At 52.2% G+C, this 13,040-nt stretch carries 10 protein-coding genes; 6 read left to right on the top strand and 4 right to left on the bottom strand.

Translation table 11 applies throughout. The features are described from left to right. Positions 1–48 precede the first annotated feature (48 nt). From ACMGFH_RS04635 to ACMGFH_RS04615, 5 genes are all read left to right on the top strand, one after another. Complete coding sequence (locus ACMGFH_RS04635; RefSeq protein ID WP_415381625.1) at positions 49–1,035, top strand: hypothetical protein; 987 nt, start codon at positions 49–51, stop codon at positions 1,033–1,035. A gap of 291 nt (positions 1,036–1,326) precedes the next feature. Further along, positions 1,327–2,172, top strand: a complete 846-nt coding sequence (locus ACMGFH_RS04630) for a hypothetical protein (RefSeq protein WP_415381624.1) — start codon at positions 1,327–1,329, stop codon at positions 2,170–2,172. A 205-nt stretch (positions 2,173–2,377) separates the two neighbouring features. Further along, a complete protein-coding gene (locus ACMGFH_RS04625; protein ID WP_415381623.1) occupies positions 2,378–2,707 on the top strand; it encodes a hypothetical protein in 330 nt (109 codons plus the stop codon). A 971-nt stretch (positions 2,708–3,678) separates the two neighbouring features. Beyond that, positions 3,679–3,933, top strand: coding sequence for a hypothetical protein (locus tag ACMGFH_RS04620; protein ID WP_415381622.1), 255 nt, complete (start codon positions 3,679–3,681; stop codon positions 3,931–3,933). Positions 3,934–3,945: 12 nt separating this feature from the next. Next, positions 3,946–4,998: a hypothetical protein gene (locus ACMGFH_RS04615; protein WP_415381621.1), complete on the top strand. Its 1,053-nt coding sequence runs from the start codon at positions 3,946–3,948 to the stop codon at positions 4,996–4,998. 15 nt (positions 4,999–5,013) lie between these two features. Here the strand turns inward: ACMGFH_RS04615 and ACMGFH_RS04610 are convergent, their stop codons facing one another. Further along, positions 5,014–5,808, bottom strand: coding sequence for a hypothetical protein (locus ACMGFH_RS04610; protein ID WP_415381620.1), 795 nt, complete (start codon positions 5,806–5,808; stop codon positions 5,014–5,016). Between the two features lie 100 nt (positions 5,809–5,908). Beyond that, positions 5,909–6,451, bottom strand: a complete 543-nt coding sequence (locus tag ACMGFH_RS04605; RefSeq protein WP_415381618.1) for an endonuclease III domain-containing protein — start codon at positions 6,449–6,451, stop codon at positions 5,909–5,911. An 895-nt stretch (positions 6,452–7,346) separates the two neighbouring features. On the opposite strand from ACMGFH_RS04605, the gene ACMGFH_RS04600 reads away from it, so the two are divergent. Further along, positions 7,347–8,054 carry a hypothetical protein gene (locus tag ACMGFH_RS04600; protein ID WP_415381617.1) on the top strand — a complete coding sequence of 236 codons (708 nt, stop codon included), beginning with the start codon at positions 7,347–7,349 and terminating at the stop codon, positions 8,052–8,054. 77 nt (positions 8,055–8,131) lie between these two features. On the opposite strand, the gene ACMGFH_RS04595 is transcribed toward ACMGFH_RS04600, so the two are convergent. Then, a complete protein-coding gene (locus tag ACMGFH_RS04595) occupies positions 8,132–8,632 on the bottom strand; it encodes a hypothetical protein (protein WP_415381616.1) in 501 nt (166 codons plus the stop codon). 14 nt (positions 8,633–8,646) lie between these two features. Continuing rightward, positions 8,647–13,023 (bottom strand): hypothetical protein, encoded by a 4,377-nt coding sequence (locus tag ACMGFH_RS04590; protein WP_415381615.1) that lies wholly within the window; start codon positions 13,021–13,023, stop codon positions 8,647–8,649. Positions 13,024–13,040: the final 17 nt, after the last annotated feature.

Here is a 13,040-nt window from a genome sequence, read left to right as displayed (position 1 = left end):
AAATACTTCTGCTGAAAACCTGATGTGGGGGAATTTTGTTCCGGAGGATTGGAAAGAGAATACGACACACTACAAAAAATCGCTGAGGAGGACCCTGACATCCATGAATCAGCCCTCATCCATTATATCGCGCCTCGGATAGACCTTGACCCAGAGCGAACACAACGGCGGCAGCTATGGGACATCGATGTTAAGATCCGTCGGGATATCGCCACCGAGACTTATCCTGAATTAGAAGAGTATACCGATACGGGACTGTATCCTTTAGATTTCCCGGTAAACTATAACAAGAACGGATTTGAGTATGAGGATCATTTTTTGATTTTTCCGGAAGGTCTTTCATATAACTACCATTTAACTCAGTCATTATTCGACAAGTGGGACGGATCATTCGATATGAGTCTGGCTTTTGATTACGATAAGCTAGGGATGTCAGACAAGGCCCACCCAAGTTTTTTAGCTGAGCATTGGTGGGGACCAGACGATCTTGATGCAGTTCAAGATTCCCGTCAACGAAATCAGCTCGTCACATTCGGAACGGGTAGTTATGGACCAGGTGTTATTGACCGGACAGAGTTCTTATTCACTCAAAGAGATGATGAGTGGATCCTGCAAATAGAAGAGCTGCTGCCAAGGCGAGGAGTGATGCACGAATTCGGCACACAACTTCGCGAGAAATCATTTGACTACTATACCCGGTACCTACATGCAATTACAGATGAAGAATTAACGGAGTGCTTTCATTTAGACGGGGCACTTCGCTCATATCCCTCAAAAGAATCGTTTCTGAAGAGGCACCAGGACAATGATAAGCGACTAGGAAGCGATTGGGCAGGTGATACGACTGAACGGTTTAAATTGTTCAAACTTGATGCTTCGGAAAGCGCAGTTCCTGACTATCAAGAGATTATTGGTTTGTTCTTCAAATATAATCCGCACGTAATTGAGTTCTTCCAAGGAGAAGGTCAAATAACTAGAGAATTAGAGGAATGGCGAACCCAAATGTTTCAAATTGAGATCGATGATTCGATCTAATTCAATCAGGTGGCAGTTAGACAAAGCAGCCTAATTCAGTTGTTGAAGAACTCCGAAAAGCTAAGTACGAGAGCTAGAACGTGGCTTTTCCCGCGAAACATCTGAGGAAACAGTCGAACAGGGGTCGGTTTTATTCAGTAAGAATACAACTGTCCGCATATTTGGATGCAGTCATAGAAAATGGACGATGAGTCTACGCTAGAGTTCGACCGTCGAGAGTCGGTGATTTATATTGATCATGAGAGCGGTCGTGTCGACCTATATTCAGAAGCCACTCGCAAGGAGTACGCTGTGGTATCAGACATCGATGACCTCGCAAACGATGGATCCCGGCTGTCTCATGATATCATACAGTTGCTGATGCAGCAACAACAGCTTGCTACCACCGATCAGTCCTCTGACCGTCTGCAGACCCTCCAGCAAAGAGTCGGGAAGCAGTATGAACAGTGCCAGCGCTTTCAAGAAGTCGCCCAAGCTGGTCGCTCCAAGATCGTGGAGGAGCAACTACCGATCCTGTACAAACACGAGAAATTAATAAAACACATTCTTCGACAACTCGCTGCGGCACAGAGCTTAGCCTTCTCGGTACAAATTCTACAGACCTATCTCGAGACCAACGAGGTGGGGTTCTGTTATGGATTTATACGGAATGTCTGTTCAACAGTCGAGTACGTCGGCAGGCATCTGGAAGGGCGAGCTGGCGCCGGCGAACTTGCTATCGACGAACATCACTCATTCAAAGAAATCTATCAGACCCTTGTTGAACAGGACATACCGACTAACTATATCGAAGACGAACAGGTGGTGCTCCCACCAGACAATTCACGAATCCCGATAAGCGAAGTTCCACTTGATGACGCAGAAATAGATTGGCTCCGGAAGCGGCGCAATCAAATTGTCCATCACTGCCCACTCGTCGTCGACGAGACGGCGCTCAAGACGCTTCAGGACGCTGTACGCTCGACGACGCTAATTACCGAGTCAGAACGGGACCGAGCGCTCAAGCTAGCCGCTAGATTGCATCTCCATACAACGACAATGCTTCTGAATTTCATGGAGACGTATCAACAGGACCTCATGGAAGCAACAATCGATGTTTGGCACAGTGACGCCTCCGAGGTTGGGAAAAGAGGATAGTAGAAGACAGACGGAACTGGGTGGATATCCAATGCGTGCCTTAACATTGAAAACCCGTAGTGTGATACAGCGCGTACATATTAGCCAAGAAGGGAGTCATAGTTCTTGAAGAACTACGACGCGGCCCCTCGATATCCGGTTGATAGGGCGGGGATCCGACCCAAACGGTGGTTTATGACGTCGGACTTGTCATGGACAACTATCTATGCGAACCGAGCGCGAAGAGAACCACCACCCCTATCGGTGCTGGTTGATGCTGCAGGAGTACAAGACGCTAAAACAGACCGCTGGCAGTTACCGCGACTCACTCGTCATCCAGTTCGGCAGCGAAGTCCGACTCCGGTCGTTCGAGATCCCGCAGGTCCATCCCGAACACATCAAGCACGTCGACGGGCATGGTCGTCTCCGTGTTCCTGAAAGGAAGGACACTGATGGGAGCGGCGAAAAGCCTCGTTATGCATACCTTCCTGAGGAGTCCAGAGCGAACTACTACGGTACGCCAACGTCGAGGACATCGCTCGCGATGAACCGATAGTTGACCTGAGTGAGCGGTCGGTGCAGCGGCGAGTGAAGGCGACCGCTGAACAAGTCGCTGAGGATATCGGGGACTCCGACTGGGAGAAAGTGTTGAGCCACGATCTTCGGCGGTACTACGCGCAGACACTGCTCGTCCGAGAGCGGATGAACCCACGAATGGTGATAGAAGTCGGAAGGTAATCCTCTTTCTCAGCTGTAGGGTGCCCCAACCTTGCCTCGGGATTGAGCACTACCCCCTAACGCCGCGGGTTCGTCTACGACCTCAACCCGGTCGTTGCTTGGGAGTCCAGAACCCACTGTTGACAGAATGACTGTGAGCCCCTATCGGGACAAAGCCCGATATAGACGTGCTTCCTGATCCGGACATTCGCTCTCCGACTAAATTGGCTCGACTATGAACAACCAATTCACGCTGCTACAGCCTGTTACGGCCCATATCTGCAGGAATGCCATTAGTCTCCAGCGGAATGGCAAAGTTTTGGACGTAACAGGTTGTTACAGACGATTGCCGCTCCAGTCGCGGCATAACTCTGATTACTGCCACGATAGCATCCATAGACGACCTTCAAATCAGAATTCCCCCAATCATTGGACCAACAGTTGGGCGAAAACGGCTGATCCAGAGAACTCGATGTTCCCAAAGCCCGCGTATCACCGCGCGCCAGATTCGATCGGAGCAGATATGGCCGTTCTGTAAACCGTACCACCAGCTTCAGAATAACAATTCAGGTCGTTACACCAACTTTCCGCCATTGATAGCCCTAACTCTCGTGACCGTTTGACCACCAGAGTTGGCGACCGATGACCCGAATCGGAACCGGATCGCCATTGAAGTTTTGACGATAACGTACCCAGTCGCCAATTCGCCTATCCGAATCTTCCATTCCGAATGCTAATTTTCGGCATTTCACCATGCCATGCGCCAATTCTCACCATCCTATTTATACCGAGATACTCTCGGCGAAGTTGATGACGACAGGTGAAACAGAAGCATTCGCGACCCGGCTCTCGGCCGCGGAAGCGGCACGCGTGCGAGACGCGGTCGATATAACCGGACTATCAAAGTCAGATTTCCTCGCTCTGGCGTTTCGCTACTACATCAAGGAGAACCCCCACAACATTTCGGCCTTCCGACCAAAGGAGCCTGATCAGGATTACCTGGTGGACGCAGGCATTCTTCCGCCAGAGACCACGGACGAGTGGACCGGAATCGCAGACCTATAGCACCTACGCAAGATGACCCAGGACGACCTCGAACTGCTCGCGCCGCAGGACGCCCTCGACTGGTACCTCGAGCACCGTCGAGACAGCCTGCGGACCGCCACGCGGCGGAAACATACGTCGGCCCTGGGTACGTTCGTCGACTGGACCGACGAGGCCGACATCGACGACATGAACGGCGTCGGCGGTCGGGAACTCATGCGGTTCAAGACCTGGCGGAAGAGCGAGACCGACCTCGCCACGATCAGCCTCAACGGGAACCTCGCGATACTCCGCCGGTTCCTCCGCTTCTGTGAGCGCATCGACGCCGTCGCCGAGGGTGTGGCCGACCGGGTCCCGCTGCCCAACGTGCCGCCGGACGAGGAGGTCAACACGGACGTCCCCGAGAACGACGAGGTCGAGGGTATCCGGTCGTACTTCCGGCTGTTCGAGTACGCCTCTCGACGTCACGCCGAGTTCGAACTCATCGCCGAAATCGGCCTCCGCATGGGCGCGATCAGGGCCATCGACCTCGACGACTTCGACCCGGACGACCTGATCATCCGCCTGCGCCACCGACCCGAAGAGACGGCGGACTACGGCACGCCGCTCAAGAATGGATCCGACGGAGAGCGGATCGCCAACATCTCCGCCGAGTTGCGTGATTTCCTGGTCGATTACGTCGAGTACAATCGGCACGACGTCGTCGACGAGTACGGGCGCGAAGCCCTGTTTACGACGTCGGCTGGCCGGGTGTCGACGGCCACGATTCGCCGGGACTTCTACAAGATGTCCCGGCCGTGCGTGTACTCGCCAGATTGCCCTCACGATCGAGACGCGGCCAATTGTGAGGCCGCGAAGAACAGTAACGCCTCCGAATGCCCGTCGGGGTTCACGACCCACCCGCTCCGGAAGTGGGCCATCATGAACCAGCTGGACGCCGGGATGCCCAAGGAGATGCTGAGCGACCGCGTGGACGTGTCGGTACCCATCCTGGACAAGCACTACGACCAACGGACCGAGGAGCAGAAGTCGCGGCGCCGACGGGAAGAACTAGCGAAGCACCTGACCGAGTATTCAGACGCCTGATCGACCACCGCATCGTCAGTCCCCGGACGATTCGACTTCGTGGATGCGGACCGAGTATTGATCGGGGAGGTCGTCGATCAGTACCCGTATCTTTAGCACCCGCGACTCGGCAGCGAGTTGGCGCATGGTCTCCACCTGTCCGCGCTCGAACGACGCGTCGCCGGTCTTGATCTCACACCAGTACTCCTCGAGAACCTCGCCGTTCCACCCGTCCCGTGCCGTGACGCAGCAATCCGGTATCCAACCGCCCCCACCTTCGTCTGCCGGGACGTAGACATCCGACGATACGTCTATCCGCAGTCCGGTCTCCAAGTCGTCCGGATATGCATCGAGATCCCCCTCGACGAAGTACTCGATAGCCGGCGGTTTCTCTCCCGATTTCACCACTGTCTCACCGAGCGCGCCGTAGAGGTTCGCCCCGACATCGAAGGTCCACGTGTCCCCGTCTACGGCCGCCGGTTCTCGAACTGAGCGATCATATGCTGCCAAGAGGTATCCATCGTCTTCGCTCAAGTCGTTAGGCGCCGCTGCCTGGACCCGGAGCGTTCCGTCCTCCGCGGAGAGACGCCGAGCAAACGCCTCGGCCTTCGGTCGAGAGCCGAACGAAAGCACTTCGCCGTGCTCGTCGCAGACATCGACTAGCGGCTCGTTCGCCTCGAGAGCGCCGGGCTTGACGGCCAGCCGATACCCGGCCTCCTCGTTCGGGTGAACCGGTTCCGTCTCGCCCGGGGTCGGATCCGGGTCGTCATCGGCTACGCTGGCCAACCGCCCGTCTTCGAATACCAGCTGTTCGAACTCGTCATCAGACACTCTTCTCTCCCGAGTATCACCGGGCGCCCCACAAAATGCTACTGACGCGCGACCAGACTCAGACGGCGACGGCACGCGTCGCTCGCGGTCTTCGAACGTTCTAATCCGTTTCACCTCCGGCTTCAGGACTATCGCATCCGGGTCTGATCAGACAGTCCGAGCAATTCGGTGATCGAGCGGTGCACACCGCGGCCGCGAAGTCGAGCATTGCGTGGAGTATGTCGCTACTCCGCTCCGGCGGCGTGAGGTCGTCTGCGAGATCCTGTATGTCGACCTTGTCGGGGTCCTCGCCGAAGAATCGGGACAGTAACCGCTCGACGTTCGTGTCTACGGCCGAGACGGGTTCTCCGTGAGAATGAGCCAGTACCGACCTCGCGGTGTACTCTCCGACGCCGTAGAGATTCAGTAGATCCGGGCGGTCCCGCGGCATCTGACCGGAGTGACGATCGAGTAACTGGCCGGAAAACCGCTCGAGATACGTCACGCGTTTCGCGAGACCCAGCGGAGCGATCAAGTCGCCTATCTCCTTCGACGGGGCAGCGACGACGGCCTCCTGCGTCGGGTCTCGAGATACAAGGGGAACGTACGCACTGGAGACAGCGGCTGCAGTGGTCCGCTGGAGCAGTACCTCCGCGATCAACATCTCAAATGCTGACCTCCTTTCCTCTCGCCACGGGAGTCCGTGGCGTCCGTTCTCGTCATACCACTTGAGTAGCGAATCAACGAATGCTTCTCGCGGACTTGGCGACATAGCGAGTCTCGTGCGTTTCGCTTGAAATACGTACGGCCGAGAATAAGTTCTGAACCCATTCCGGCTTCTTCGGGTCGGAGAACTGTTTGTGGAGTATTCCGGATATAGGCAATTTGAGAACGTCAACCCTCGCCGAACGGTCGCTCGTCAGCGAGGTCAAAGAGGTGGATGATATCCTCTCTTCCGAAGTGGTCTAGTAGTTCGCGTAGAGAACGAAAGGTAAGCGTCCCAGTCGCTCCTGCATCGGCGAGGGCTAGATATTGTTCAACGAACACCGGGACATCTTTGTTGATCACCTTATCGAAGCCTTGGTACTCCGACGAGCGGATCTCGTTGAGATCAATGCCGTGTTCGTAGTCTTTCCATTACGTGTCCTCGGTTCCGATATCCACCTGGTCGACGCCTCTTCGAGGCGAGTATAATTCCCGAACACGTCCCACACCTCCGGTTGGATATCGACGTGGTCCAGTTCCTCTTCGAGTAGATCACGGATTCTCTCAAGTGTGTCCGTCCGATCGGGACCGTCATGGACGGCGGCCTCAGCTCTGCCGACGAGATGAACTATGTCGAACGCCTCTCCACCGAAAGTCAGACAGGTTTCCCCGGGGCAGTCGGAAATCCATTCGCATCATCCGTTAAACGGGGTCCAATGGGGTCCCAACACTATTCAACAGAATCCATTGATATCGCAGACGAGCAAAGTTGAGCAACACGGCCCGTACAACTCTCGAATTCTGGAGAGTGTTGGCAATGTTAATGTTCTTCGAGTTAGACAGCAGAATATATAATGATGGTGAACCGCAGACAGCTGTGTCTTTCGTGTGGAGTTGCCCTCTCCTCAGGATTAGCGGGGTGTAGTGGAATTTTCGATCAGGGTCCAGATCCAGAGGAAAGTCAAGATAAATTCACAAATACGGGTCAAGAAACCACAGAATCTGACGAAGACACAGGCCCAGAGAATGACACAGAAACCGATAATGAAGGACAAACTGATTCGCCAAATGAAGAATCGTTCGACGAGGATACAGAGACAGACGAGTTTGTTCTCGATATATTCGACCTACCTGATAATTTCGAATTTCACGATGAAGAGCTACTAATCGTTTCAGAACTACCCGAAGACGAGCCAGATCGAGAAGAATTGGAAGAGAAAAAGATTGTCAGACAGCACAGAAGGGAGTTCGTTGAAGACGCCGAATTAGATGGGGCAAGCTTTGTGAGTTCAGCAGTCTATATTTGTGAAACAGATGGCGATGCTTTGGAACTTAAAAATAATCATGTGGAATTAGTCACCGAAGAAAGGGAGGTCAAAGAAGCTCCCAAGGAGGAATTTGAATACCAAACAACGATAGCTACAGGTGAAAAAAATGAAAATGATTTAGTTTTTACATATTTAGCACATAACCAGAATCTGGTTTATGAATTAACTTCGGTAGGATCACTAGAACAAACCGTCGTTACTAGCATATATAAAGCATTTATTAACCACGATTGATAGTCCATATGAATGAAAAGATGTGAAACATGCAGTAATAATTTTAGTTTGGCGCCCAATTTGAGACTTCATTCCTTCTATTTTGCGTATGGCGATTTTTCAATCGCCTTATCACATATTGAGATCGATTTGCGAAATCTTTCTGCCGTTTTTTGTTGCTTTGTAATATTTGATTGTTTGATAATAGATTCAAATTCTCGCCCAGAATCCTGTATCCCAATTATCAAATCATGAGTGGGTATTGTTTTTCCTTCGTCGGAAACCGCACTATTCACGGATACACCCTCTTTGTGACTGATAACATTGATCTTTGCCGTATCATTTATATCATGTATATTAATACTATCCGGAGGATGTTCTAGGAATTCAATATTTATTGGTTTTCTGTTGAGGATCTCTGGGACAGATTCTAACAAGTCAATAATAAGACGTGCAACAAACTCATCTCGTGGCCCATCGGTTAAAGAACATCCGTTGGCAATAAGTTCAATAGATCCCGTCATAGAAAATCCCTCTTCTTTGAAATTAGCTATTATCTCTTCTGAGTCATCTAATTTTATTTCGAATTGTCTTCCCATATTGATCGTAATGGTTAACTCGTCTCCGATAATGTTTTTACCGCCTCCCCTTCTGTAGGATAAGCGGTGGCGACGTTACCTTCGTCATAGACAATTACTCTCATTTTGTCAATTCCATAATCACTAAGCTCAGGGTAATCTGACGAGTCCATCACAACCCTTCCATCTTCGGGTTGTTGTCGCATACCTTTGTATATGAGATCTTTTACGTCTTTTTCAGTCATTCTAGAGGGTGTCCCACTCTGTCCTGTCGGAAACAGGTCGGTTCCTGGATTTGCGTCTTTGCCACTAATATGCTTCGGCACAATATGATTGTCCCATGTTGGGTTATCTAAGTACCTTACATTTTCTCCGTTTTTTGCTTTTGCCAACATCTGAACTTCAGAGATTGATACCTCTTGCTTTACTACATCAACGTCTGCTCCTGTGACTTTTTTCCCAACTCTAATCTTACCAAGATCTGCCCCTTCATCTGCCAATTTATTAATTGTGTCGGGATCAACGCCTTTGTCCAAATGACGAGTAACTGGATCAATGTCACCTCCTTCGTCTATGTACCGAATTAGGACCTCGTTATCAACTTCCTCTATTGAGTCAGGCGCACCTCGATAGACCGCTCTATGAAACACCGCGTCCGGAATGTGATCGGATTCCAAGACGAGCTTACCGACCCTCTGGGTCTGACTCGGATACCTGCTAAGGAATTTCCGAGTGACTTTTGCGGCCTTCGGTGCGGCAGCAGGTCCTGAAAGGATACCTAACGCGGAAAGCGCAGCGTCAGTCTCACTGCCACGTGCCAATGCACTTCCCAAGTCTCGTGAATCAGCAAACTGTCCGGCAACGGGGGCGACAGAAGCACCGATCCAGCCAACGAGATATGAGAGATTATGCTCTTCATCATACGACTTCGAATTCCAGCATGGATCACCGCATACGGCTCCCTTTACGAATGTTTTTTCTCGGTCTTTAACAAGTTCTGTCTTCTTGTGGGTTTCTAACTCGTACGTAGAGACGCCATTTTTTACAGACAGAGTAGCATCCTCGTGCCCCCCGATATTCAACGTGTAATTACCCGTCGGGAGTGGATATTCAAACTCGAATACACCTGACTCGTCTGTTGTTCCCTCGAAGGATGTCCCACCGATGGAGACACTGGTACCTTCCTCAATTGGTTCTCCTTCGTCGTTTAATACAACTCCCTGAACAGGTTCCAAATTGGGGAACTCAACCTCAACGGTGTCTTCGCCTGGGTCAATGGTCTCGCTTTCTCGGATGTGGCCCGATCCATCCACGACTTCTATCCGTATTTCAGAATCGATCTCGCTATTGAACGTTACCTCTCCCTCGTCATTAGTGGTTTTTTCCCCAACTCCCTCAAGTCGTACGTCAGCCTCTGAAACAGGACCCCCATCCTCCTCAAGTGCACGGACGGTGATCACGTCTGTACCCTCTAATGATACAGAACGCGCATCCGTCCAGTTATCTTCAGTTCCGCCATCACTTTCAAGCCTGAAAGAAAGCTCAGTCGAGCTTCCTTCCTGGAACGTCAGATCGTCTGCAGCCTCAACAGTAAACGATTCTTCAAACTCCCCTTCAGACAATCCCCGACACTCGATTGTTTTCGCTACCGAATCCTCATTTTCGTTTAATAGGCAGAGTTCACCTTCATCGTTTAATTGTCCCTGAGCAGAGATAGTGAAAGATCCGTCTTCACTAATATCTTGAGGTGGGTCATTACTCCACGAGATTGCACTAGAATGTTCCTCTGTGATCTCAAAAGCGTCGTAGACTTCGTCTTCGTCTAAACGCGTCTGTAGATTAGCCGGATCATCCTCCTCCCACAGCGCTACCCACGAGTCGTATTCGCCCGCCGGAGCGTCGTCTTCGACTTCCCATCTGACGTCAACGACCTCTGTCTCACCTGGTTCGAGCGTGACGGTCGTCCCAGTCGTTCCGTCGTTGTCCCACTCTTCACCGCTGGAGTCGATCCCACTGTACCCGACGTAGTAGGTGTTCTCGACGTCACCGTCGTTCGTGACTTCCGCCTCGGCTTCCACGGTTTCTCCCTCGGTGTAGGTGCCGTCCGGATGTTCGACGAACGATAGTTCACCATCTACCTCTTCTTCTTCGACTCTGAACGCGTCGTACTCTTCGTCCTCATCTAAGCGTGTGTGGAGGTCGTCCGGATCGTCTTCCTCCCACAATGCAACCCACGAATCGTACTCGTCCGCAGGAGCGTCGTCTTCGACCTCCCAGCTGACATCGACGACCTCAGACTCCCCTGGTTCAAGTGTAACTGTGGTCCCGGTGGTCCCGTCGTTGTCCCACTCTTCGCCGCTAGAGTCGATCGCACTATATCCGACGTAGTAGGTATTCTCGACATCACCGTTGTTAGTCACCTCAGCCTCGGCTTCCACTGCCTCTCCTGCAGTAACAGAGCCACTGGGATGATCCACAAAGGACAGTTCGCCATCCACTTCTTCCTCTTCGACTCGGAACGCGTCGGACTCCTCGTCCTCATCTAATCTCGTATGGAGATTGTCTGGATCGTCCTCTTTCCACAACGCTACCCACGAATCATACGAATCTTCAGGTGCATTGTCTTCGACCTCCCAACTGACATCGACGACCTCTGTCTCACCTGGTTCGAGCGTGACGGTCGTCCCAGTCGTGCCCCCGTTATCCCATTCCTCGCCGCTGGAGTCGATCCCACTATATCCGACGTAGTAGGTATTCTCGACATCACCGTTGTTAGTCACCTCAGCCTCGGCTTCCACTGCCTCTCCTGCAGTAACGGAGCCACTGGGATGATCAACAAATGATAGTTCACCATCTACCTCTTCTTCTTCGACTCTGAACGCGTCGTACTCTTCGTCCTCATCTAAGCGTGTGTGGAGGTCGTCCGGATCGTCTTCCTCCCACAGTGCTACCCACGAGTCATATTGGTCTTCGGGCGCATCGTCTTCGACTTCCCAGCTGACATCGACGACTTCAGACTCACCTGGTTCGAGCGTGACGGTCGTCCCAGTCGTTCCGTCGTTGTTCCACTCTTCACCGCTGGAGTCGATTCCGCTGTACCCGACGTAGTAGGTATTCTCGACATCGCCATCGTTCGTGACTTCCGTTCGCGCCTCTACCGTTTCTCCCTCTACGAAGGCACCATCTGGGTGCTCAACAACCGACAACTCTCCATCTACTTCCTCCTCCTCAACTCGGAATGCATCGTACTCCTCGTCCTCGTCTAGTCTCGTATGGAGATTGTCCGGATCGTCTTCTTCCCACAGCGCCACCCACGAGTCATATTGGTCTTCGGGCACATCATCTTCAACTTCCCAGCTGACGTCAACGACCTCCGATTCACCTGGTTCGAGCGTGACGGTTGTTCCGGTGGTCCCATCATTATTCCACTCGTCGCCGCTGGAGTCGATCCCACTGTACCCGACGTAGTAGGTGTTCTCGACGTCACCGTCGTTCGTGACTTCCGCCTCGGCTTCCACGGTTTCTCCCTCGGTGTAGGTGCCGTCCGGATGTTCGACGAACGATAGCTCTCCATCCACCTCTTCTTCTTCGACTCTGAAGGCGTCGTACTCTTCGTCCTCATCTAAGCGTGTGTGGAGGTCGTCCGGATCGTCTTCCTCCCACAGTGCTACCCACGAGTCATATTGGTCTTCGGGCGCATCGTCTTCAACTTCCCAGCTGACATCGACGACCTCCGATTCACCTGGTTCAAGTGTAACCGTCATGCCGGTCGTTCCGTCGTTATCCCACTCTTCACCGCTGGAATCGATCCCACTATATCCAACGTAGTACGTATTTTCGACGTTTCCGTCGTTCATGACCTCTGCTTCGGCTTCTGCTGTATCGCCGCTGGCAAAACTACCGCTCGGATGAGAAACGAAGTCCAGTTCGCCGTCTACCTCCTCCTCTTCAACCCGGAACGCATCGTTGTGCTCTTCATTGTCTAACCGGTTATTGAGATTATCCGGGTCGCTCTCTTCCCAAAGAGCGAACACTACATCGTAGGTGCCTACTGGAGCATCACCTTCGACCGACCAACTAACCTCTACTGTCTCGGTTTCGCCTGGAGCGAGCGTCAATGTAGTTCCAGTAGTACCATCGTTATTCCGATTTTCCCCCTCCGGATCAACCACATCGTACCCAACGTAATATGTGTTATCTGAAGAACCAGTGTTCTCAACAATGACTTCCCCGGAAACACTTTCTCCATCTACGTATGCACCGGTGGGTGGATCGGTGTCAATAATTCGTCCGTCAACCTCCATGGAGGAGGTGTCTGAGAACGTAGATGATGGTATGCTCGCCGTCACCGGTGACGAAAGCAAAATTAATGCAAAGAAGATAACCGAGAACTGTCTCCCTCCTAAGTTCATATTATCCTGAAAGTAGG

The organism is Halosimplex rarum, assembly GCF_047715405.1.
GTDB classification, from domain to species: Archaea; Halobacteriota; Halobacteria; order Halobacteriales; family Haloarculaceae; genus Halosimplex; species Halosimplex rarum.
This window is presented reverse-complemented; position numbering and strand designations above follow the sequence as displayed.